At 61.4% G+C, this 22,849-nt stretch carries 14 protein-coding genes; 4 read left to right on the forward strand and 10 right to left on the reverse strand.

Annotation, left to right across the window (positions count from 1 at the left end; genetic code table 11):
* Positions 1-8: 8 nt before the first annotated feature.
* From DN745_RS06825 to DN745_RS06845, 5 genes are all read right to left on the reverse strand, one after another.
* Positions 9-2,303, reverse strand: a complete 2,295-nt coding sequence (locus DN745_RS06825; RefSeq protein WP_204355102.1) for a CDC48 family AAA ATPase — start codon at positions 2,301-2,303, stop codon at positions 9-11.
* 346 nt (positions 2,304-2,649) lie between these two features.
* Positions 2,650-3,417 carry a M23 family metallopeptidase gene (locus tag DN745_RS06830; RefSeq protein WP_111333259.1) on the reverse strand — a complete coding sequence of 256 codons (768 nt, stop codon included), beginning with the start codon at positions 3,415-3,417 and terminating at the stop codon, positions 2,650-2,652.
* Between the two features lie 179 nt (positions 3,418-3,596).
* Positions 3,597-4,508: an SEC-C metal-binding domain-containing protein gene (locus DN745_RS06835; protein ID WP_111333261.1), complete on the reverse strand. Its 912-nt coding sequence runs from the start codon at positions 4,506-4,508 to the stop codon at positions 3,597-3,599.
* 17 nt (positions 4,509-4,525) lie between these two features.
* Entirely contained in the window at positions 4,526-5,050 is a 525-nt protein-coding gene (locus DN745_RS06840) for a hypothetical protein (RefSeq protein ID WP_111333263.1), read from the reverse strand.
* A 242-nt stretch (positions 5,051-5,292) separates the two neighbouring features.
* The gene (locus DN745_RS06845) at positions 5,293-7,398 is read right to left on the reverse strand and encodes a DNRLRE domain-containing protein (RefSeq protein WP_133622083.1); all 2,106 of its coding nucleotides are present in this window, start codon (positions 7,396-7,398) and stop codon (positions 5,293-5,295) included.
* 519 nt (positions 7,399-7,917) lie between these two features.
* Between DN745_RS06845 and DN745_RS06850 the strand changes: the two genes are divergently transcribed.
* Both DN745_RS06850 and DN745_RS06855 read left to right on the forward strand, forming a co-directional pair.
* The gene (locus DN745_RS06850) at positions 7,918-9,027 is read left to right on the forward strand and encodes an isopenicillin N synthase family dioxygenase (protein ID WP_111333267.1); all 1,110 of its coding nucleotides are present in this window, start codon (positions 7,918-7,920) and stop codon (positions 9,025-9,027) included.
* A 54-nt stretch (positions 9,028-9,081) separates the two neighbouring features.
* Positions 9,082-9,585 carry a hypothetical protein gene (locus tag DN745_RS06855; RefSeq protein WP_133622082.1) on the forward strand — a complete coding sequence of 168 codons (504 nt, stop codon included), beginning with the start codon at positions 9,082-9,084 and terminating at the stop codon, positions 9,583-9,585.
* Between the two features lie 37 nt (positions 9,586-9,622).
* Here DN745_RS06855 and msrA read toward each other — a convergent pair whose 3' ends face one another.
* From msrA to tgt, 3 genes are all read right to left on the reverse strand, one after another.
* The gene (msrA, locus tag DN745_RS06860; RefSeq protein WP_111333271.1) at positions 9,623-10,210 is read right to left on the reverse strand and encodes a peptide-methionine (S)-S-oxide reductase MsrA; all 588 of its coding nucleotides are present in this window, start codon (positions 10,208-10,210) and stop codon (positions 9,623-9,625) included.
* 12 nt (positions 10,211-10,222) lie between these two features.
* On the reverse strand, positions 10,223-11,500 hold the full coding sequence (locus DN745_RS06865; RefSeq protein ID WP_133622081.1) for a hypothetical protein: 1,278 nt from the start codon (positions 11,498-11,500) through the stop codon (positions 10,223-10,225).
* A 169-nt stretch (positions 11,501-11,669) separates the two neighbouring features.
* A complete protein-coding gene (gene tgt / locus DN745_RS06870; protein ID WP_111333275.1) occupies positions 11,670-12,896 on the reverse strand; it encodes a tRNA guanosine(34) transglycosylase Tgt in 1,227 nt (408 codons plus the stop codon).
* A 285-nt stretch (positions 12,897-13,181) separates the two neighbouring features.
* Here tgt and DN745_RS06875 point away from each other — a divergent pair, with 285 nt between their 5' ends.
* Both DN745_RS06875 and DN745_RS06880 read left to right on the forward strand, forming a co-directional pair.
* Positions 13,182-17,369 carry a protein kinase domain-containing protein gene (locus DN745_RS06875; RefSeq protein ID WP_111333277.1) on the forward strand — a complete coding sequence of 1,396 codons (4,188 nt, stop codon included), beginning with the start codon at positions 13,182-13,184 and terminating at the stop codon, positions 17,367-17,369.
* A 100-nt stretch (positions 17,370-17,469) separates the two neighbouring features.
* Entirely contained in the window at positions 17,470-17,754 is a 285-nt protein-coding gene (locus DN745_RS06880) for a 4a-hydroxytetrahydrobiopterin dehydratase (RefSeq protein ID WP_111333279.1), read from the forward strand.
* A 115-nt stretch (positions 17,755-17,869) separates the two neighbouring features.
* On the opposite strand, the gene DN745_RS06885 is transcribed toward DN745_RS06880, so the two are convergent.
* Together DN745_RS06885 and DN745_RS06890 are read right to left on the reverse strand one after the other, a co-directional pair.
* On the reverse strand, positions 17,870-20,062 hold the full coding sequence (locus DN745_RS06885; protein WP_111337573.1) for an alpha-ketoacid dehydrogenase subunit alpha/beta: 2,193 nt from the start codon (positions 20,060-20,062) through the stop codon (positions 17,870-17,872).
* A gap of 222 nt (positions 20,063-20,284) precedes the next feature.
* Entirely contained in the window at positions 20,285-22,693 is a 2,409-nt protein-coding gene (locus DN745_RS06890; protein WP_111333281.1) for a phosphodiester glycosidase family protein, read from the reverse strand.
* Between the last annotated feature and the right edge of the window lie 156 nt (positions 22,694-22,849).

Below are 22,849 nucleotides of genomic sequence, written 5' to 3' on the forward strand. Positions count from 1 at the left end.
GTTCGCGACTAATTCGACGCGTCGCCGGTGCTAAATCCGAGTCGTCCACGACCGGAGGGGTTCTCGCGCTTTAGCTCGACGCTCATCTCCTCGTACTCCTTCTCCATCTCGACGGTGACGGAGGGATAGGAGTCCTTGAGCGCGTCTTCGAAGGCGCTCATGGGGATGGTGGCGGACGTGAGATCCATGCGCAGGGCGTTGAGGCCCGCGCGGCGAACCAGGTTCTCCAGGTCGGCGCCGGTAAAGCGCGGTGTGCGCTCAACGAGTGAATTCAGGTCAACATCGTCGGCCAGTGGCATGGCGTCGGTGTGAATCTCAAGGATCTTGAGGCGACCTTCGTCGTCGGGCACCGGGATGTAGACGATTTCGTCGAAGCGTCCCGGACGAAGCAGCGCCGGGTCGAGCAGAGTGGGGCGGTTGGTCGCGCCGATGACCACGATATCGCCAAGCCCCTCCAGCCCGTCCATCTCGGCGAGCAAGGTGTTCACCACGCGCTCGGTCACCGCGGGTTCTCCCAACCCGCTGCCGCGTTGCGGCGCCAGCGAATCGATCTCATCGATGAAGATGACAGTCGGCGCGACCTGTCGGGCCCGGGCAAAGAGGCGCGCGATTTGCTTCTCCGACTCGCCGTACCATTTGGACAACAGATCGCTCGATTTAATCGACAGGAAGTTAGCCTCGGCCTCACGCGCCACCGCCTTGGCGATGAGCGTCTTACCGGTGCCCGGCGGGCCGTAGAGCAAGAATCCACGCGCCGGGCGAATCCCCATGCGCTCAAACGCCTCGGGATGCTGCAGCGGCAACTCCACGCCTTCGCGCAGTTGTGTTTTAGCCGCCTCAAGCCCGCCGATATCCGCCCAGCGCACATCGGGCACCTGAATCATAATCTCGCGAAGCGCCGAGGGCTGGACGCGTTTGAGCGCGTCGAGAAAGTCCTCGCGGGTGACGATGAGGTTCTCCAAGACCTTGGGGTCAATCTCCTCGCGATTCAGGTCGATGTCGGGAAGATTTCGGCGCAGCGTCTCCATGGCTGCTTCGCGCGCCAGGGCGGCCAGGTCGGCGCCGACAAAACCATAGGTCTTGCGCGAAAGTTCCTCGATCTTGACATCATCCTTAAGCGGCATGCCGCGGGTATGAATATTGAGGATCTGGTTGCGCCCTTCCTGGTCGGGCACGCCAATGACAATCTCTCGGTCGAAGCGGCCCGGGCGGCGCAGGGCCTCATCGACCGCGTCCACCCGGTTGGTGGTCGCGACGACGACGACATTCTCGCGCGCCTCCAACCCGTCCATCAGCGTCAGCAATTGGGCGACGATGCGCCGCTCGGTCTCCCCGGTCGTCTGCTCGCGCTTGGGCGCGATGGAGTCGATCTCGTCGAAGAAGACGATCGCCGGAGCGTTTCGCTGAGCCTCGTCGAAGATCTCGCGCAGCCGCTCCTCAGACTCGCCATAATGCTTGCCCATAATCTCGGGGCCAGCGACATGGAAGAACGCCGCGTCGGATTCGTTGGCCACCGCGCGCGCCAGCAGCGTTTTACCGGTGCCGGGCGGTCCGTGCAAAAGCACCCCCTTGGGCGGATCGATGCCCAGGCGCTGAAATAGCGCGGGTTGCTTGAGCGGAAGCTCAATCATCTCGCGTACCTGCGCCACCGCGTCGCCCAGGCCGCCGAGGTCGTCATAGGTCACCTGCGCGCGGCGCGTCTCTTCGGGAGCGACGCGCTCCGGGCGCAGCTCAATCTCGGTGTCCTTGGAAACCTGGACGATCCCCTTGGGCTTGGTCGCCACGACCTGCAGGCGGATCTCTTGGAGGCCGAACGCGCGCTGCTGGAAGAATTGGCGAAAGACATCTTCGGGGAATTGCCCCTGGCTCATCCCGGGCTCGCGCCGATAGACCGAGGTCGACACGACGTCGCCCGCGCTCAACGGCCGCTCGATCAGGGTGCGCATCAGCGCCTCGCCGCTGCCCTGAAGGCGCATATTCTCGTGCGCCGGGGCCACGACGACCTTTTGCGCCGGTTTGGGCTGCCCGGCCAGCACCTCGACCTTGTCGCCCATGCTCACGCCGGCGTTCGCCCGGATGAGCCCGTCGAGGCGAATGATTGGCAGCGTCTCGTCTTCAGAGAAGGGCGGCAGCGCAATCGCCGCGGTGCTGCGCGCACCGCGGATCTCGATGATATCGCCCTGGCGAATACCGAGCTTCTCGAAGACCTCTTTGCTGACGCGCGCCCCGCCTTTTCCGACGTCGCGCTCATTGGCGCCAGCGACCTGCAATTCGATAATTTTCTTTTCGATTTCGTTCGTCATACCCCTCATCCATTTAATAACTGTCGATTTAGAGAGAGTGCTGCGTTGTCTTGTGGGATGGGTTTGGGCCTCAGAAATTAGCGCTCAGACCCATCGTCGCGACAAATCTGAACACACGTACAGAATAGTCCAGCCGCGGCCGCAAATTTTAGTGACGCTCGCAGCCCAGCCTCCTGTGCGCCTTTGGAGCGCGCATGCGCGCGTCGAGGGCTGCGATTCACGGCGAAGGCCGGCGCCTGGTTCGGCAGCCCAGCGGCGCCCAAAGACAAAAAAGCCAAGCGGTTGGTTGCCGCTTGGCTTTGGAAAACTCGCTCGTCCAGTCGACGATGTAGATTCGCGCTCGGAGTTATTTGGGAGCGGGCTGAAGGTCTGTATTTCCGCCGATTGCCGCCGCGGCGTTGTCGGCCGAGCCGGTGGGCGTGGTGGTCTTGTCGGCCGCATTCGCCTTTGAGGTCGGAGTCTTCGTGGCAACGGCGCTCGCCGCGTTGGAGTCGTCCAGTGGAAGGTCATCCATGGGGGATTGGTCAAGCGGTGATTCGACCGGTTGGGTACAATTCGCGGAGGTTAATTCCTCACCTGCGCCCGGGTCGCCGTGCTCGGCAAAGGTCGCCGGGACCGAGGTGCACCACCAGGAGTCGCAGGTCTCTTGGACCTGGAAATGCAGGTGCGGCCCGCAGGTATATCCCGACATGCCGATCTTTCCGAGGGTGTCGCCAACCTCGACCTTGTCGCCCACCGAGAGCGTTGAGGAATTGGCCTGAAGGTGAAGGAAGAGCGCTTCGGTCCCATCGCCGAAGTCGACGATGATATAATTCGCGTCGTAGGCAAATTTGGGGTCACAGCCGAAGACCGTCGAGTCTTGGCGCAGCATTCGCACCGTGCCGGCGGCCGGCGCCACGATCGGTGTGCCGACCGGCAGGGCGAAGTCCCAGGCTTGCGCGCCTTTTCCGAGGTGGCTGCCGGTATGGTGGGATTGCGAGACCGGGAAGGTTTGCTCGCACATCCAGGGGGTTTTAAGCGGTGGTGCGCTGCTGGCTGCGACCGAGAAAAGCAGCACGCTGACGGCGCAGAGCGTGCTTAGAAATTGGCGAGTAGAGCGAGAGTGGAGATACATCGATGACTACTACGTACGGCTTAAATGAAGGGGACAAGCCGTCGCCATGAATCAGTCCATGCGCGGCGTGACCCTTCATTTGTAGCAATCTCGAAGTTCTTTGTATAGCGGAAAAGTGAACTAATGCTATATTTTTCAGTGACTTAGCCCTGTTCGGGTGGGCGCGGAGTCGCGCTCACTCAGGCCTCGTCAGGGGATTCGGCGAGGTCGTCATTTAAATGACAACGCTTATATTTGCGTCCACTGCCACACCAGCAGGGCTCATTTCGACCAAGGTGGCGGTCTTTTTTGACGGTCTGAGAGTCGTCGGCCGAATCTTTGGCATGCAGCTTGTCGAGGGCAACCTCGGAGGCCGAGCGATTGGCTTTGAGGCGCATAATGGCGCCCTTTTGCTCGCCGCGTAATGCGCCGCCCAATTGTTTGATGGCGTCAGCCAGCGCAAAGATTGGACGTCGGTATTTCGGGTCGTCCTTGGCCGATGCGATATAGCGGTCCATCGCCACTGAGAGCGCATCGACCGCGACCGGGTCGCCGAAATTGGCGAGCAATTCGGCGCCGGGGACGGGATATTTGATGAAGAATTTTAGCAGAACCTGCAAGGCCTTTCGGTGCAGCTCCGGGTCGTGTAGGCCGAGTTGCTCGGCGCCCTCAACCTGGTTCGCCGGCGAGGTGTTTAGCTCGGAGAATAGAAAGGCGAGGTCGGCCAGGAACGGGTCGTCCCAGGACTCGAGGGCGCGAAGCCCTGCCGGGATCGCCGCTTGTCCGTACGCGCGGATCGCATCGGTGAGCGCGTCATCGAGGATCGCGTCGCGGTCGACCTTTCGGAAGGCAACATAGAGCGCGTCGAGCGCGTCGGGGTCACCGATCTCGCCAAGAATCTCGGCCGCATAAATGGGCGCGAAACCCTCTCCGGGCGCTTGATCGTCCCAGAGCTTACGGTCCTCGAGGATTCTAATGAGTTCCGGAGTGGCTGCGGTGCCCAGCGCGACGATGTCCGCGCGCGCGGACGCCGTCAGCGCCTCTCCTTGGTTGAGTAGCACGTCGATGCGTTGGCGAATTGTCTGGGTGCTAAATATTTCAGTATTTGTCATGGCGCGCGGATTCTACACTATAAAGTCGTGCGATTGAAAGAGGGCGGATCGCTGGCAGGGAAGGATTCGATGCCCGCCTGGTGGAGAACTTCGGCGTCGTCAGGTTCCTGGTCGCTCTTGAGGACATCGTGAAAGCTGTCGGCGCGTATGCCCCGCATTGTCTCGATGGTCTTTCGCAGAGTTTTTTGGGTTTGGCGATGGGTTTCGCCGGATTTCTGCAATTTTTCGCGCAGTTCGCGATGCGCCTTGCGATGTTCTTCGAGGTCGCCGTACGGGTTGGGCGCGATGGGGTGGCTTTGCCCGTTGGTCTTTGAGGCGTTCCGCTTCTCTTCATGCTCGATAAAAAGATTGTGGCGGCGAATCTGGGCAAGCTGCGCGTCGATCTCGGCGTCGTGCTCCATCAGGGCCGCCTGCATCTTTGTCAGCTTCGCAAGCGCCTCTTTATGCTCAATCCGCCACTTTTCAAGGGTGTCGATCCAATGCTGGTGCTCGCGGGCTTCCTGGCGATTGGTGTCGTGCATGGACTTTGATTGGTGCTTCATCGGGATACTCCCGGGGTTGAAGGGGAAAATATGGTGATTCCGACTTCAAGGTTGGGAGAAAGCTGGGAACGCTGTGGTATGAGTCAAGGGCGGTCGGCTGGCGGTGAGGTGGCTTTGGATGCCGGTTCGCGCATAGGCAGGCCGAAAAAAATCAGCCCGGGCGACGTATCGCCCGGGCTGCTATTGTGATCTTTTGCGGCGGCGCTTAGTCGATCAAACGCCGCCGCGCCAGGCCCAAGCGCTTAGGGAATCACGTATTTCACGGTCAACTGCGGGCGCTCGCCGGAGACCGAGTATTCGCGCGAGCGATAACTGGTTTTATAGCCCGATGAGTGCAGGCGAAACGAGATGGTGCCGTCGTCGTCAAACTCGCCCTGAACCGCGTCGCGAAGCGCCTCGGTGCTGAATCGTCCGACTTTGTTTTCGATCTCATAGTTGTACCAGAGCCACCAGAAACCGAGTGAGTCGCTGGCCGCGGGCGGCGCGTTCATGGCGTTGATGGCGCCTTCTGTCCAGCTATCATCGCTGACCAGGTGGGTGTAGACATTGCCGTTCCCCCCATATGCGTGGCCCTTGTAGGCTGTCATGGAGAACGTGGCCTCGACCACTTTCGCCCCGGCAGGCAGGCTATTGAGATCGAAGCGCACGTAGACATTGCGTTCGCCTCGGTTCGACGGCATGACCTCAAGGCTCGTATCACCGCCATTATTGAGGGTGCTGCCGGCCTCGGTCCAGGCATCCGCGCTGGGCTCAAGCGTGGTGGTCGATGCGTTCAAATAGCCGATGCGCAACTTGGGGCGCTCAGCGGTATTCGAATATTCGCGCGAGCGATAGGTGGTGTCGTAGCCCGGCGAATGAAGGCGCAGGCTGACCATTTTGTCGCCATCATGCTCGCGCTGGACGACCGCGGCGAGCGCCGCGCTATTATTAACGCCGAGGCGGGTCGCCGGGGTGGCATTATACCACAGCCACCAATGCCCGAGTCGGGTAGGTTCGGCGGTCGGGGCGTTATCCCAGGTGACCGTTGTCTCGCCCCACGCGTCGTCGCCGACGAAGTGGGTATAGACGTTGCCATCACCGCCGTGAGCGTAGCCCTTATAGGCCGTCGCTTCGAGACGCACTCCCTGAACAACCGCGCTGGCGGGTAGTCCCGACAGATCAAAGCGAAGGTAGGTCCTGGCTTCCGAAGCGCGAGATTGCGCGTGAACGCTGAGATCCTGGGAGGTGCCGTAGTTCGAGGTCGCGTCGCTTTTTCGGACCGATGCATCTGCGACCGGGGTGAGCTCTAAGGTCGGACATGCCTGCGCGCCGGTGTTTCCGTCAACGCATCGCCCACAGAGGTCCATCTCGGCGCTGCCGCCCCAATCACCGTTGCAGTCCTGGGTGCAATCGTTGCTCGCGTCGGCGTCGCAGGTTCCACATTGGTCCACGACGGCTGCGCCGCCCCAGGTGCCCGCGCAGTCCTGGGCGCAGTCGTTGGAGGGGTCGGTGTCGCAGGTGCCACATTGGTCAACCGCTGCCGGGCCGCCCCAGTCGCCGGCGCAGTCCTGGGCGCAATCATTGCTGGGGTCGCTATCACAGGTCCCGCAATTATCCAGCGTCGCCGCGCCAGCCGGCACGCCGTTGCAGTCAAAGATGCAGTCATTCAGGGGGTTGGCATCGCAGGTGCCGCAGCCGTCGAGGGTGGCGCTGCCGCCCCAATCGCCCGCGCAGTCCTGAACGCAATCGTTGCTCGCGTCGGCGTCACAGGTGCCGCAATTGTCGACCGCGGCGCTTCCGCCGGGGGTGCCGGCGCAATCGCAGTCGTTGCTTGGGTCGGCGTCGCAGGTGCCACAGGCGTCTTCGACGGCGCTGCCGCCCCAGGTGCCGGCGCAGTCCTCGACGCAATCATTGCCGGGGTCTTCGTCGCAGACACCGCAATTGTCGGGCAGCGCGGCTCCACCCCAGGTGCCGGCGCAATCTTGTACGCAATTGTCGGCGGGGTCGGCGTTGCATGAGCCACACTCGTCCTCGACGGCGCTGCCTCCCCACTCTTGGTTACAGTCCTGCACGCAATCGTTGGTGGGGTCGTCGTCGCAGACGCCACATTGGTCTTCGACGCAGTTTGGGGCGATATCGGCGTCGGTGTCTTGCTCGACGTCGCCCTCGTCGATGTCGGTCTCAACATCTGCGTCGACGTCGGTGTCGCCGGCGTCACTCGCGACGTCAGGCTCATCCTGGACGTCTGTCGCCGCATCCGCTCCTGCATCCGAGATGGGAGAGACTTTGTCAGCGGTGGATTCGGTACAACCCACCGCAGCCGTCACTAAGGTGCACACCAATAATAATCTGAAACTTGACCACTTCATTGCTGAAACTCCGTTGAAATTATTAATTATTCGTCAAAAATACCTCCAAATAACCGACAAGAATGCGTCTCCTCGCGAAAGCCCACCCCGGGGCGAATAGCGAAGCACGAATAAGGCGAATTGCCCATTCACGAGACCGTCGATTAAGTGTGATACTTTGCGAAAGTATCACGCGCATCGGATGTGGTAAATCTTAAGATTCATATTTATGTGGTTGAGGTTGTTGGTTGGCTGTGGGGCATCTGATCGCGGAGATGGTGGAGAAATCCACGGGCGTTCAGGCTTCGAATCGCGGCGTTATGCGTTTTTGGAGTAATATTTCGACAGATATATGCGCTTATTTGCCTACGTTCTGCCAATTAATTTGGGTCGTTTTCGTGCGGGGCTTGAATAGTGGCGGCGTGTGAGGATAATCGACGCGAAAGTCGGCGGCGCCAATGGGATTGTCGATCCTGGGTTGGGCGCCGGCTTTTTTGACCGTCCTTAACTATGATCATCCAAAATTTAGGAGTTGCTGCGATGTCTCAGAGCACTACGGAAATTCCGGTTGTCGACCTTGGTGATATCAGCAGTCCGCGCAGCGAGGTGCGTGAGCGCGCGGCGGCCCAGATTCGCGAGGGGTTTGGCCACTTCGGGCTGATCTATATCCGCAACCACGGCGTGGATATGGACCGACTGGAGTCCTTTTACGATGCCTACCTTGAGTTCTGCGCTCAGCCCGAGTCGGAGAAACAAAAGATGTCGACGCCGTCGATCTGGTATCAGCGCGGCTGGACGCCGCCCAACACCGAAAAGGCAGTGGTGGCCGGCGGACAGCCCGACTTTAAGGAGTGCTATTTTGTGACGCCAGAGGAGCCCTCCGAGGAGTTGCAGCGCGAGTACCCGGAGCTATACGCGAAAAATATTTGGCCGGAGGGTGCCCCTGAATTTAAGGAGCATTATATTGAGCTTAGCCGCCAGCTTCAGCAGGTCGCGGCCCATTTGATGCGTGGCTCCGCGCTGGCCCTGGGCCTGGCTCCTCATACCCTGGAGGGCGCAGTCGACGGCGGCCCGCATGTTACCCGAGCGCTTCGCTATATCCCGCTGACCACCGATCAGGTCGACACCGATATCGTCTGGGGTGAGGAGCATACGGACTTTAACCTCGTGACGATTTTGCCCGGCGGTCGTTTCCTCGATCCGGACGGAAATCGCTGCGACAAGCCCGACCCGGACGCGGGACTTTACCTGCGCACCCGCCCGACGGCCGAGCATCCGCGCGGGCGTAAGATCCAGGGCAAGACGCCTGCCGGCTGCATCGTGGCCCAGGTCGGCCAACAGCTCGAGATCCTCACCGGCGGCCAATTCCTCGCCACCCCGCACGTCGTCGAGGCCCCCAATAAGGCGGGTTACTCGCGCGTCGCCGTCGCACATTTCGCGCATCTGCATGCCCATCAGCACCTCTTCCCGCTCAAACCGTTTCAGACCGAGGAGAGCACCCGAGGTTATGGCCCACGCGTGCTGGTCGGGACCTATAATCTTAAAACCCTCGTCGACATCGGGCTGGCGCCGGCCGACGCGCTCAACCGCCTCGGCTATACCCACTATGACCGTCTCGGGAAGATGCGCGAAGAAGAGGACGGGAAATAATCCTGATCACGAAGCCCGATGTATCTCAGCCAACCCATCACGCAATGAGTTTAGATGTCAGGAACGAACCAAAACGGTCAGAATGAAGCTCCCGGAGTGGGGCTTCGTCGCACGATTCTCTCGAAATCCGCCGCGGATCTTGGGTTCGAATCAGACGCGGAATTCCCCACGATCTGGGGCGTCGTCGTCGACTTTTCGATCGGCGAGGCTATCGCGACCGTCGTGGCGTTGCGTGATGGGACGGCGAGTTTATATACAACCGGAAACTTCGGCATGATCGGCGGGGAGCGCTTTTTATCGGTGCGCCACGCCGCGATTACCTGTGTCAATGAGTCGGCCCAGATTCTCAGTGAGCACGCCGGCGCTTTCGAAAGGGTAGACACCTTTGCGTATCCCGAGGAGGGGCGGATGAACTTTCATCTGCTGGGGTACGATGGGGTGGAGAGGGCGAGTGTGTCGGAGGAGGAGGTCTATAATCGGGCGCATCTGCTTACGCCGATTTTCGCCTACGCCCAGGGGGTTCTGACCGAGCTGCGCCTGGCCTCCGACATCGAGTAGGGCCCAAGCTTCAACCCGGTCTCTTGCGACTTCGGTCTTAGAGGGCGACCGGGCAGCTCACACCAGTACCTTTGACGCCACAATACCCGTTCGGGTTCTTCGCAAGATATTGCTGGTGGTAGTCTTCGGCATAATAAAAAGTAGGGGCGTTGATAATCTCGGTGGTGATGGCGGTATAGCCGGCCCTGCCGAGCTCTTCCTGGTAGGCGTCGCGTGACGCGATGGCCGCGGCGAGTTGCGCCTCACCGTAGGCGTAGATGGTCGAGCGATACTGGGTTCCGCGGTCGTTCCCCTGGCGCATGCCCTGGGTGGGGTCATGATTCTCCCAGAAGACCCGCAATAGCTGCTCATAGCTGATGACTTCGGGGTCGAAGATGACCGCGACCACCTCGGCGTGTCCGGTGCTGCCGGAGCATACCTCGCGGTAGGTGGGCTTCTCGGTGTGCCCGCCGGCGTAACCCGCGGCGGTCGTGAAGACGCCGTCGAGTTGCCAGAAGATCCGCTCGACACCCCAGAAGCAACCCATGCCGAAGACCGCGCGCTCGAGGTTCTCGGCGAAGGGGCCGTGAAGCGGTGTGTCGAGGACGATATGTTTGGCGCTGTCAGGGTTCGGGGCGTCGAGCATGGGTCTTCCTTTTTAATTCGATGAGAGTTTGGCGGTTTCTGCGTTCCACTCGTCTCGCTCGGCCAGGGCGCGCGCGACGCTGTGGAGGCGATATGTCAGCTTATGGTCGACATGAAAGTCGGTGAAATCCGTGGTCTTACCGGTGATGACGTGGCGAATCAGCGTGTCGCTCGGAGCGTCGAACCAGACCGACCAGAAACCCTCCTGGTCGCGCACCAGATTCTCAGCTTTTCGCATCGAGCGCTTGTTGTCCATATCTGTAATGATCTTGGTGTCCTGGGGATTCCGCCAATAGCGTTTTAAATGCGAATCAACGTGGGCAAAGCGCTTATAAAATGCCTCGCCGACATTCGAATTATGTCCGCGTCGCGGAAGTTTGCCGCTGCGCGAGAAGTCGACATCGGTTTGGTAGAGCAAGCCGCCGTAGAAATAATAGGTGACCGTGCAAGACTTGCCCTGCACGTTGCAATTCGGGCTGCTCCACTGGGTGCGTTGGGCCGAGCGGGGCTTGACGCCGCTTGGGCCTCGATTCTCTTTTAGGTGCATCTTGCCGGCGGGCGAAAAGCTCGCCGTGACCCAGTTCTGGGCGCGCTCGCGGAAGGTGCGAACACGTTGGACGCCGGCGTCGCGGAATGCCTGGTCGGTCATGAAATCAAAATATTGGGACCAATAGCGCGGATTGATATTGACAATTCGGTGCTCGGCAATCCCGTCCATACTATATTGAATGGTATAGCGAACGGTGCCGTTCTTGAGCTCCCAGCGGTAGCGCTCGCCAAGAAGGTCCCAGTCGAGCGAGCGCGTGGCCCGCAGGCTATCGTCGCCCATCTCCTCGGAATATTCCTTATTGGTGCGAACCTTTTTGATGGCCGGCTCGCCCAGTTTTGCGCTCAGAAAACGCGCCGCTTTGTGGTTATTATCGTAGGAGACAACATCCGAGATCGTGCCCATGCGCGGCTTCACCAGGTGCTCGGTGCGCGTATAACCCTGGGCGATCAGCTTGTCGTTTGAGAAGACGAAGAACTGCTTCCAATTCTCCGAGGCTATGCTTACCGACCGCTGATAGCGGGTGTATTTACCCACATGCTCGCCCTTGAGCGAGGTTTGAAGCTCATCGGTGATGGTTTGAGCGCTGCTTGACCACTTGAATTGGGTGGGGTCGAGCGTTGCTTCTTTCTCGGCGCTCGCCACGGGTTTGGACTGCGCGAAAGCGCTGGTCGCGGGCAGGCCAAGGGTCAGCGCGGCTGCAAACAATAGCGATAATTTAAGATAGCCGGATGCGTGGTTCACGATATGCCTCATGGGAGTCTTTGGAACGTATTTGCTGATACCGCAGTGATAGACGTCGATGGCCGCCAGTGTATTCAAAACCAGCATAAATCCCAAGCGACACCGCCCGCGGGTTCGCAAAAAGCGGACGCGCGGGCGGTGTAGAACAGTCGTCTAGGCGATGATCGTCTCAGTCGTCGGTCGGCCGAATCACCGAATGCTCAACGTCCCAGCTAAAATCATCCTGGTCGTAGCGCCCGTCGATATCCTCGATGCCGAGCTCCTCTTTTTTATCTTCGGCCAGGTACTCCTGCAAAAAGGAGACGCGGAATTTCTCGAAATTCTTCTCCTCGATGGCCGTGCGAATCGTGCGCATGAGATCCTGGTAGAACGTGACATTATGCAGCGTCATCAGCGCCGAGCCCAGGATCTCGTTGGTGTTGATCAAGTGGTTGAGATAGGCGCGCGTGAAATTCTTGCAGGTATAGCAGCTGCAATTGGTGTCGAGGGGGTATTTGTCCGTTTTATAGCGCGCGTTGCTCACCCGGAAGCGTCCGTGGCGCGCAAACGCGACGCCGCTTCGTGCGTAGCGGGTCGGGATGACGCAGTCGAACATGTCGACCCCGCGCGCCACCGCCTCGACGATGTCCTCGGGGTAGCCCACGCCCATCAGATAGCGCGGCTTCTCCTTAACCATCGACGGCTCGGTGCAGTCGATCATCGCCATCATGATGCTGTGGCCCTCACCCACGCTTAGGCCGCCGATGGCGTAGCCAGGCAGGTCGATGCCCATGGTGAGCTGGGCCGAAAGGCCGCGAAGATCGGCGTAGCTTGAGCCCTGCACGATTCCAAAGAGCGCCTGGTCCGGGCGGGTATGCGCCTCTTTGCAGCGCTCCAGCCAGCGAATCGTGCGGTACACCGCGTCCTGCGCGTTCTTATAATCGCAGGGGTAGGGCACGCAGACGTCGAAGGCCATGGCGATATCGGCGCCGAGATCCTGCTGAATCTGCATGCTGCGCTCGGGGGTGAGTTTGACCTTCTTGCCGCCTTTTTTCTCGAAGCGGAAGGTCACGCCTTCTTCGTCGAGCTGGGTCTTCGGCAGGCTGAACACCTGGTAGCCGCCCGAGTCGGTGAGGATCGGTTTATCCCAGCCCATAAACTCGTGCAGGCCGCCCATCTTTTTGACGATTTTGGGGCCCGGCGAGATATCCATATGATAGGTGTTGGCCAGGCAGATCTCACTGCCGGTGGCCTTGAGGTCGCGCGGCATCAGCCCCTTGACAGTGGCGCGGGTGCCGACCGGCATAAAAGCGGGCGTTTGAATGACTCCGTGAGGCACGGTGACGCGCCCGCGCCGCGCGCGGCCGTCGGTGCCCTTTAGATCAAAGCTCAAAGGTCCGGTCGTTGTGGATGCCATCGTAAACTCTCCTTAAAAAAACGTCTCTAAATTAGGAATGATGCAGCCCGGTTGACTTGCCCGGGCCAATGGTTCAGACGAGGTTGCGAAAACCCGAATTTGCGGCCATCTTGTTGCACACGGTCAAGCGCGCATGCTACTTTCTGTCAGTGTATGCGAATCATTGCAACCGCGCGTTCTTTACAGCCCGCGGCGCCCCGACTCAAGCAGCCAATAGGCGCGTGAGCGCTTTGCGATTCGCGACCGTATCACCGCGAGCTTCATCAAGCAGAAAGAGCCAAGAATATGACCGTCGAGACACCACAATTACCGCAGCCGGGCGACCTCGTCGGAGGACGTTTCCGCATTCTCGAGCACCTGGGGACCGGTGGCTTTGGGACGGTATTTAAAGCGGTTCAGGAGAACGTCGGCCGCGAGGTGGCGCTGAAGTTTCTGACCCCCGGCGTCGCCGAAGATCCGATCAACGTCGAACGCTTTCGCCGCGAAGCCTATCACGTCAGTCAATTGCGCCATCCGCACACGATCACGCTGTATGATTATGGGCAGACCGAGAACGGCCTGGTCTTTATGGTCTTGGAGTTCCTCGACGGTGAGGAACTCTCCGAGCAAATCCAAGCCCGCGGCGCGATTCCGGCGCCGCGCGCAGCTCATATCTTTATCCAGGTGCTCAAGAGCCTGACCGAGGCGCACCGCCGCGGCCTGGTCCACCGGGATCTCAAGCCCGAGAATATCTTCATCTGCACGATGTTCGGCGAGCAGGATTACGTCAAAGTTCTGGACTTCGGCGTGGCCAAGATGACGCTGATGGAAACCGAGCACGAAGACGAGGGCGAGGAGGCGCTGACCCGGGCGGGGCGCATCTTCGGCACGCCGATGTATATGGCGCCCGAGCAAGCCTGCGCCGAGCCGATCACCCCAGCTACCGACGTCTACGCCCTGGGTCTGCTGATCTATGAAATTTGGACCGGCAAGCCGCCGGTGACCGGCAAGAATCGCATGGAGGTCATCCACAAACAGATCCGCGATCCGGTCCCCGAGATGTCGCCCGCGCTGGAGCAGACGCCCCTCGGCCAGGTCATTCGTCGCGCGTGCATGAAGGCGCCCGAGCGGCGCTATCAGGACGCCAGTGAGTTTTTGACGGCCTTTGTCAACGCGCTGCATCAGATGCGGATTTTCCCCGCGCCCGCCGGCGGCACGTCGCCCGAGATTTCGCTGACGATGGCCGTGCCGTCGGAGCTTTTGTCCGCGGACGCGACCCAGGTGATGACGCCGCCCAGTGAGCTTATGACTCACCCCGGCCACCAGGCGTTGGACCCGTCGGCGCAGGCGCGCACCGGGCAGCGCACGCCCGCGCCGTCGCCGGTCCAACGGATGCGGCGAACCCCAAAGCCCGCCAAACCAGGCGAGTTGCCGGCGTCTTTGCACGCGCAAAATCACCAGCCCACGCCGGTCGTCCAGCAGGTCTCCTCCCCGACGGTCGCGGTGCCCGCAGAGGCCGGCGCCGCGGCACGACCGCGCTATCAAATCGAGCTGGTCGGCCGCGATATGGTCCTGTCGCAATGCATGGAGATTGCCCGCGATAGTATCAGCGGGCGCAGCGGGCAGATTATCTTAATCGAGGGCGAAAGTGGGATCGGTAAATCCCGGGTGGTCCGCACCTTTTTGGCCCAGACGAAGACGCTTGGCTTCGAGAGTTGCCTGGGGCATTTCCGCCGCCGCGCACTCCCCATGGAGGCGCTTCGCGAGGCTCTCGCCGCGTCCTGGGGCGTGTCTCATAGCGAGCGTTCACGGGTCGAGCAGGTGATCGGCCAGGACCTGCGCTCATTGGGCGGTCTCACCGCGCCGGAGATCGATTTCATCATCGACTTCGTTCGCCCCAAAGCCCTCGACGCCTCACAGTCGCCGACCTCCGATAGCGAGGCCGGCGCGCTCTTCGCCCGCCTTGAGCGCGTCCTGTTGATGCTCGCTGAGCGGCGCCCGTTTTTGCTTGCGCTTGAAGACGTCCACTATGCCGACAGCGCGACGATCTCGTTTTTGGAGTACCTCGCCGTCACGCTGCGCACCCAGTCGGTGCCCCTGGTGGTGATGCTCAGCCTGCGCCCCGAGGAGCGCAGCGTGAACTCGGACCTGGAGCACAGCCTTCGCACCATTAACGCCAATATCGGCGTGGGCTTTAGTCGGATTCGGCTCAAGCGCCTGCGCGGTGGTGAACTGGCGCGTCTACTGGACGCGATTTTACCCCTGCAGCCGCGCCTCAAAGAGCGCATCGCCTGGCTTAGCCAGGGGGTGCCGCTGCACGCGATTCAGATCATTCGCTACCTGCGCAGCGAGGATAAGCTCGTGCTCAGCGGCCGGCGGTGGGCGCTCAAGCTGGGCTCGCCGCGCGAGATCAACCTGCCGCCCGATCTCATGGACTTGATGTATCTTCGCCTGGAGCAGGCCGTCACCGGCTATTCCGGCAGCGCCGACCTGCGGGCCTTGCTCGAGTGGATGGCCGTGCTCGGCATGCGCACGCCGATTGATCTATTGGTCAACGTCCTCGCCGCGACCGGTGATGTGGATGTCGAAGACCTCGACGCCGCGCTCGACTCGCTCATCGACGAGGGCATCATTCACCAGGCGATGCACCGCAATCTGGTCTGCGTCGAATTTGACAGCAGCTTGCTGCGCGAGGCGCTCCTGGGCGCGTTGTCGGACCGTTGGTCGAATCGACGCCTGCACGAAGACGCTGCGCGCCACAAGATCGAGTTTTATCAGGAGAAGGCGCTGGAGCCTGCGCTGGTCGAGATTGCCGAGCATTGGCGCCAGGCCGGGCAAATGGAGGCCTATCGCGACACGCTCTTTGAGGCCGCGTCGCGCGCCAAGGCCCGCTTCGATACCCGCGGGGCGCGCGAGCGATTCCGCGAGTTGATCTACGAATTGGAAGGCCAGGGCGACCGCAGCGACAAATGGGTGCAAACCCACCTTGCGCTGGCCGAGTTGGCGCGCCATTTCGGCGAGTTTGGGCTGGCCGAGGAGCATTATCGTCGGGTGCTGGGCGAGGATGGCTCGGAGCCCTCGATGCGCCCGGAGCACGCCGAAGCCTTGCGCGGCTTCGCTCATCTACTCTTCTTGCAGCGCCGAAATAACGAGGCGCTTCATTGCTATCGTCGCGCGCTTAAGGTCAGCCAGAATTACAAAGACGTCGCCGGCGTCTCCAAGGCCCTGGTGGGGCTGTCGCGGGTCTATTTGATGCGTGGTGACGCGCGCGAAGGCGCCAAGGTGCGCGACCACCTGGAGCAGATGCTGCCGCATTTGCCGCCGGGTGAGACCGCCGGGCGGGTGCTGCTGCATCTGGCCGAAGTCGCCCAGCGCCAGGGTAAGCTGGGCGCGCGCTACGGGTATCTGGTGCGCGCGCGTGACCAGCTCGACGACAGCGCTGACCGCCGAAGCCTCAGCAATGTGCTGCTCGCCCTGGGCAGCTCCTTGATGGACCCGGCGATGAACGCGCCCGACCGGATGCAACGCGCCGAGCAGGTGCTGCGCGAGGGGATGGAGATCAAGCGCTCGGTGGGCGACCGCCACGGCGTCGCCGAGGCCTATCGTCACCTCGGGCAGCTCGAGCTGGAGCAGGCAAACTACCCGGCCGCCCAGCAATTGTTGGAGCAGAGCCTCACGATTCACCAGGCCCTCGGCGCGCCATTTAATATCGGCGCGACCCACAATAGCCTGGCCATCGCGTGCCTGTATCGCGGCGAGTTCAGCGTGGCCGAGGAGCATTGCGACAGGGCGATTGAGCTTTTTGAGCGCATCAACGACCAGATCGCGGTCTCCCACGTGATGCTCAATAAGGCCATCGTCCTGCTGAATCGCTGCGATATCCGCGGCGCCCAGCGCCTGCTGCGCGAATCGCGTCGTATTAAAGAGGCCCTGGGCAGCAATTGGGCGTTGTTTGACCTGCGTAATTATCTGGCGATCTCGGCGATGTGGCTGGGCGATTTCGAACAGGCAGAGCAGGTCCTCGAAGAGACCCTTCGCGGCGTCGACGAGCATGGTACCGACGAGGACCGTACCATCGCACGCAGCCTCAACGGGCTCCTCGCCGCGGTTCAAGGGCGGCTGCAGGTCGCCGCGGTCGAGTTTAGCCGCGCCCGCCAGGACGCCGACGAGCTTGGTATCAACCGTGTCAGCGCGTTCTGCCACGCGAATACCTCGGTTTATGCGTATTTGAACGGCGACCAGGTTGGGTTCGACTCGCTGGTCAACGCGGTCGTGCCGACCAAATTATACCATATGCTGCACCGCGAGATCTGGCTGTCATTTGTCGAGAATATCGTTCATCACGCCGTTCAGCAGGGCCGAGATGCCCACGCCGCGCGCTTGCTTCGCTGCATGTCGGAGCTATTTAATCGCTACGGATACCGCGAGCGTGGCGGGCTTTTACGCAGCGACGCCGAAGCTATTGAGGCTGAGTTAGACGCGCTTAGATCTTAGTTTAAGGCGCTTCTTTCGATTTGAGCACCCGCGCGCGTCGGGGCGCGCATCATTATTCGATTGATTATAAATTGATGGATTCTTTGAACAGGAGGATACGATGGCGGCCGATTTATTATCTGTAGAAGAGATTGATGAAGCATTGTTGACCCTCGACGGCTGGGAGGTCGTCGACGATTCGATTCGGCGCGAGCTCGAGTTCGACGACTTTATGGAGGCGATCGATTTCATCACGCGCATCGCGGTCTATGCCGAGGAGATGGATCACCACCCGGAGATTCGAAATGTCTATAATATCGTGTCTCTGGCGCTGACCACGCACGACGCCGGCGGGCTCACCCAGAAGGACTTTGACCTGGCGTTAAAGATCGATATCGAGGCCTGAGACCGCGCGGATTGTCCAGGTTGGCAGACAAAAGAAAACGCCCGGTGGCTCAATGCCACCGGGCGTTTTTTATGCTCTGTGGAGGGCAGCGCCGAAGCGCCGCCCCCGCCAAGCATCAATAATTATGCAGCCACTCAACCGCTTCGGCGATATCGTCGATCTGGGGCAAGATGCGGTCCTCCAAATCGGGGTGATACGCCACGAAGCTGTCGAGCGCGGCCACCCGGCGCACCGGGCCGTCCAGGTACTCGAAGAGCTCGTCGCCGATACGCGTGGCGATCTCGGTGCCGTAGCCCCAGCTCTGGCCGTCTTCATAGACGATCAGCGCCTTATTGGTCTTCTTGACCGACTTGGCGATCGCGTCGAAGTCGTAGGGCTGCAGGCTGCGAAGGTCGATGACCTCGGCGTCGACGTTGCCGAGCTTCTTGACCGCGCGCAGCGTGCGCTCAACCGTGGCGCCATAGGTGATGACCGTAAGGTCGGCGCCGGGGCGCACGATCTTCGCTTTGCCGAACGGGATCATATAATCGTCGCCCGGGTTCAGCGACTTATTATAGGTCTGGCGATACAGATGCTTGTGCTCCAGGAACATGACCGGGTCGTCGCAGCGGATCGCGGTGCGCAATAGGCCCGCGGCGTCCGCGGCGTTCGACGGCATCACCACCCGAAGGCCCGGAATATGCGTGAAGAGCACCGCGCCCGACTGGCTATGATAGGGCGCGCCGCCCTTGAGGTAGCCTCCGATCGGCACGCGCACGACCACCGGTGCCTTGAAGTTGTTATTTGAGCGCCAGCGCATATTCGACAGCTCGTTCTTAAGCTGCATATAGGCGGGCCAGATATAGTCGAAGAATTGAATCTCGACGACCGGCTTAAGCCCGCGCGTCGCCATGCCGATGGCGCGCCCGATGATATTGGCCTCGGCCAAGGGGCTGTTGAAGACGCGGCGATAGCCGAACTCCTCCTGCAGGCGGTGCGTGACCTTGAACACGCCGCCTTTGCCTTTGACCTGGCCTTCGTATTCGGTCTTCGTGAAGTCAGCGACGTCTTCGCCGAAGATCACGATGCCCGGGTTGCGCCGCATCTCGGTGCGCATCGTGTGGTTCAACAGGTCGACGACGGTCTTCTCGCCGCCTTCCTCATCCCACTGCGGCTCGGTGGAGAAGTCGTCGCTGGTCGGGTCGACGTCCGGGCTGAAGATATAGTCCAGCGCGGTGTCGGGGTGGGGCGTCGGCAGCTCAAGCGCGGTGTCGACCGCGGCCTCGACGGTGGCCTCGACCTCGGCCTTGATCGCCTCGACCTCTTCCTCGGTAAGGATACCCTCTTTGATGAGGAATTTCGGGTAGGTCGTGATCGGGTCGCGCTCCGCGTCGGCGTCGCGCTCCTCTTCGGGGCGGTACATCGACTCGTCGTCGGACATCGAGTGGCTATAGGGGCGTACTACATGCGCGTGGAGCAGGGCGGGGCCGTGGCCCGCGCGGGCGTAATCGACCGCCTTTTGCGCCTCGATATAGCTGACCACCGGGTCGCAGCCGTCATATTCGGTGATGTAGAGGTTCTTAAAGCCTTTGACGGCGTGCGAGATCGAGCCGCCGTGGACCTGCTCACTGCTCGGCACGCTGATGGCGTAGCCGTTGTCCTCGACCATAAAGATGACCGGCAATTTGAAGGTCGCGGCGGTACCCACGGCCTCCCAGAACTCACCCTCACTCGAGGCGCCATCGCCGATCGACACGTAGACCACTTCATCGGTCTCATAGCGGTCGGTTTGGCCTTTGAGCTCGGCGATCTCCTGCATGATGCGCCCGACTTCGGCGGCACCGGTGGCCTGCAGATGCTGGGTGCCCGTGCACGAGGATTGGCTGACGATGTTGAGGTCCTTATGACCCCAATGCGCCGGCATCTGGCGGCCACCCGAGTTCGGGTCTTCGCTAGAGCCGACCGCTTCGGCCAGGACCTCGACCGGCGTCATGCCAAGGGCAAGCACCAGCGCGCGGTCGCGATAATAGGGGTAGAACCAGTCGTAGGCCGGGCGCAGCGCGCGCGCCGCGCCGACCAGCGCAGCCTCATGGCCCGCACCCGAAATCTGGAAATAGATCTTCTGCAAGCGCTTGAGGTTGACCTCGGCGTCGTCGAGCTTTCGCGAGGTGTACATCTGGCGAAAGAACTCGACCAATTCCTGCTTGGTCAGCCCGCCATAGGGCGCATCGGTCGGGGCGCTCGACTTTGATGCGGGCGCTGATGTCTTGGCCAGAACCGTCTTGGTAGCGGCATCTGGGGCCGTGTTTTCCTCAATATTCCTGGTCATGTTTTTATCCGATTCCATTGGGTTTGGCGTTGTGTATTTCGGGTCCTCAGCACCTTCGGCTTACGTGCGATAAAAGGTGAGAACGCGAAAAAATGGGCTGCTGGATTCCACTGTTAGCATAGCGATCGCGGGAGGGTAAAGCCGGGAAGTAACCGGCGATGCAACCCGCTAATAAGCCTGGGCCAAAGATGCGATTGCCGCCCGTGCGGGCGCCCCAAAACATCATCTGCGCCGGCGCCACAGCACTGCAGCGGCCAGCAGCGCCAGCAAGCCGGCTTCGCCGGGCGCCGCGTCGCTTTGATTGCAGGCACAGCCCGAGGTCGAGGCGGTCTTCGGTCGGTCAATTGTGTCGTCCTGGGCGTCGGGGTCAGCGCCGATATCAGAGCCGACGTCCTGGCCGGAAATCGCATCCGCGGGATTCCCCGGCGCGTCTGCGTCGGAATCGACGCTCTGGGTGTCATCGGGCCCGCCCGCATCTGCGGGAGCTCCCGCATCCGGTGAGTCGCCTGCGTCACCGGGGAAGCCGGCGTCTTCGCCGGGCTCTGGCTCTTCTTCCTCCTCGCGCGGGGGCGGGTCGACCACTTGAATGGTCGAATAGAGGGCCGGCTCACCCCAGCCTTCACCCTCGCTCCAGGGCGGGCCTTGCAGGTCGGTGTCGCTGCCATCGAAGGGCGCAGTCGCGCAACTAAAGCGGCTATAGCCTCGGGCGCATAGGTCGGCTTTGCCGTCACCATCTACATCGGCGACGCGGATCGTCGAATAATATTTGATTCGGTTCCAATCGCCGTCGTTCGACCAGGGCGGGCCGCTGATCGTCGGGCCAAAGCCGTCGCCCTCAAATCGATGACATACGATCTTCGCGTTTGCGCGGGCGCACACATCCAATTGCCCGTCGCCGTCGATATCGGCCATGCGAATGGTCGAGAAATTATCGTGGTCATCCCAGCCCGATGCGTTCGGCCACAGGTCGCTGCCGAGCGCCGGACCGAAGCTTGTGCCGCGCGACAGGTGGCAGCGAAACCCGCTCCCGCCGCGCGCGCACAGGTCGGCCTTGCCGTCTCCGTCAACATCTTTGAGGCGAATCGTCGGCCAATAGGGGAGCTTATGCCAGCCACCGGCGTCGCTCCAGCCGGGGCCGGAGATCTCGGTGCTGAAGTTCTGCCCATCCGATAGCCAACAGCGCATGCCGTCTTTGGTGCGCGCGCAGACGTCGGCCTTGCCGTCTCCGTTCACGTCGCCAAAGCGAATGGTTCCGTAATATTCAGGGGCTCGAAAGCCCTCACCGTTAGATAGCTCGCTCAGCACCGTGCTTCGCCCCGAGAAGCCGCTGCCGGTGCTATAATAGCAATACAGACCGGCCGCCCCGCGGGCGCAGAGGTCATCCTTCCCATCGCCATTGATATCGGCCATCGCCAGCGTCGAATAATAACTCGCCGAGCCTCCCCAACCGGAGTCATCGGAGAGCTCGGGGCCGTCAAAGCGCGACCCGAAGCTGCTGCCGTCGGATAGGTAGCAGCGCACCCCGGCGTTATAGCGCGCGCAGACGTCGGCCTTTCCGTCGCCGTTGAGGTCCCCGTAGCGAATGGAGGCGTAGTTTTTGGGGTTATTCCAGCCCTGGTTTAGGGGCATATTGGGGCCCTGAACACGCGTCGTGAAGCCGCCGGCGGCCAGGTAGCATTCGAGCCCGTTGGGCCCGAGCGAGCAGGCGTCAGCGATGCCGTCCCCATCGACATCCGTCGTCGTGCTCGCCCCGCGCGCCGCGCTTTGCAGGGCCGCTTCTTCGTAGGATCGGTCGCAGGCGTTCGGCTCACCGGCGCCTTTTGCGAACACCGCCAGGTGATTGGCCACCACCCGCTGGGAGCCATCGGAGGGGTTGTTGACGACGCCGCTGCCGCGCACCCACATCGCGCTTGAGCCGCCGCCGTCGAGGTTCACCGCGCTATGCGCGCCGAGCCCCTTCATCACATTGGCCAACTCCACGCAGGTCATGCCGCGGCTCGAGGTGCTCCGTCCGTCGACCACCGCCATATAGAGGGTGCGTTTGTCGGCCGAGATCCCCATCGCCGTACGGGGGTGGCGCTGGGAGCAATGGGACGGGCGACTGGGGTTGGTGGTGATGGATTGACCGTCTTCGACCAGCACGCCCAGGCCCGAAGTCACCGAGCGCATCCAACTCTCGGCGCCGCGGGATTCGTTCGACCCCGAGAACTCGACCCGGTTCTTGCCAAACGCGACATAGGTATTCGCCGCGCCGTCGCTGCTGCCCGACCAATGCTGCCCCTCACCGATCGCCAACCCGCTGGTCGAATAGCCCGAATAGTTGAAGAAGTCGCCGTTTATTACCGCCTCGGCCCCGACCAGGCTGCCGAAAGAAGACGGCGTGCGCTGACGCTCATTCGACTTGGTGGTCCGCACGCCCACGCCGGCTTTGCACAGGTCGACCTCGAGCGCGTGAATGCGGTTGGGCCCCGACGCGGTGCGATAGAGCTTGCGCATGCCGGGGTGCGGCGAACTCCAGGTGTCTGCCGCCACGGCCTCTGGGACGCATGCCAAAAGGGTGAGCGTCGCGAGGGTTATGACCAGACTCGGGCGAAGGGCGTTCGCCCTGGTGTTTAGGCCGACTTGTCTCATCTTCTGGGCTCCTCTCAAGCTGGTTAATATCTATTAGTTCAATGGGTATTGGACTAGCAGCGCATGATTGAGTGGGTCAATAGGCGAAGATGAGGGTGAGATACCAGCGAGTAAAACCCCTCGGCCCGCTTGTAGGTATGTCGATGTACACGCGAT

Origin of the sequence: Bradymonas sediminis (assembly GCF_003258315.1) — a bacterium.
GTDB classification, from domain to species: Bacteria; Myxococcota_A; Bradymonadia; order Bradymonadales; family Bradymonadaceae; genus Bradymonas; species Bradymonas sediminis.

What these genes read in the sequence shown, in the direction of transcription:
- DN745_RS06825 (WP_204355102.1), bottom strand. Translation starts at nt 2,303, where the DNA reads ATGACGAACGAAATCGAAAAGAAAATTATCGAATTGCAGGTCGCTGGC.
- DN745_RS06830 (WP_111333259.1), bottom strand. Translation starts at nt 3,417, where the DNA reads ATGTATCTCCACTCTCGCTCTACTCGCCAATTTCTAAGCACGCTCTGC.
- DN745_RS06835 (WP_111333261.1), bottom strand. Translation starts at nt 4,508, where the DNA reads ATGACAAATACTGAAATATTTAGCACCCAGACAATTCGCCAACGCATC.
- DN745_RS06840 (WP_111333263.1), bottom strand. Translation starts at nt 5,050, where the DNA reads ATGAAGCACCAATCAAAGTCCATGCACGACACCAATCGCCAGGAAGCC.
- DN745_RS06845 (WP_133622083.1), bottom strand. Translation starts at nt 7,398, where the DNA reads ATGAAGTGGTCAAGTTTCAGATTATTATTGGTGTGCACCTTAGTGACG.
- DN745_RS06850 (WP_111333267.1), top strand. Translation starts at nt 7,918, where the DNA reads ATGTCTCAGAGCACTACGGAAATTCCGGTTGTCGACCTTGGTGATATC.
- DN745_RS06855 (WP_133622082.1), top strand. Translation starts at nt 9,082, where the DNA reads ATGTCAGGAACGAACCAAAACGGTCAGAATGAAGCTCCCGGAGTGGGG.
- msrA (WP_111333271.1), bottom strand. Translation starts at nt 10,210, where the DNA reads ATGCTCGACGCCCCGAACCCTGACAGCGCCAAACATATCGTCCTCGAC.
- tgt (WP_111333275.1), bottom strand. Translation starts at nt 12,896, where the DNA reads ATGGCATCCACAACGACCGGACCTTTGAGCTTTGATCTAAAGGGCACC.
- DN745_RS06875 (WP_111333277.1), top strand. Translation starts at nt 13,182, where the DNA reads ATGACCGTCGAGACACCACAATTACCGCAGCCGGGCGACCTCGTCGGA.
- DN745_RS06880 (WP_111333279.1), top strand. Translation starts at nt 17,470, where the DNA reads ATGGCGGCCGATTTATTATCTGTAGAAGAGATTGATGAAGCATTGTTG.
- DN745_RS06885 (WP_111337573.1), bottom strand. Translation starts at nt 20,062, where the DNA reads ATGACCAGGAATATTGAGGAAAACACGGCCCCAGATGCCGCTACCAAG.
- DN745_RS06890 (WP_111333281.1), bottom strand. Translation starts at nt 22,693, where the DNA reads ATGAGACAAGTCGGCCTAAACACCAGGGCGAACGCCCTTCGCCCGAGT.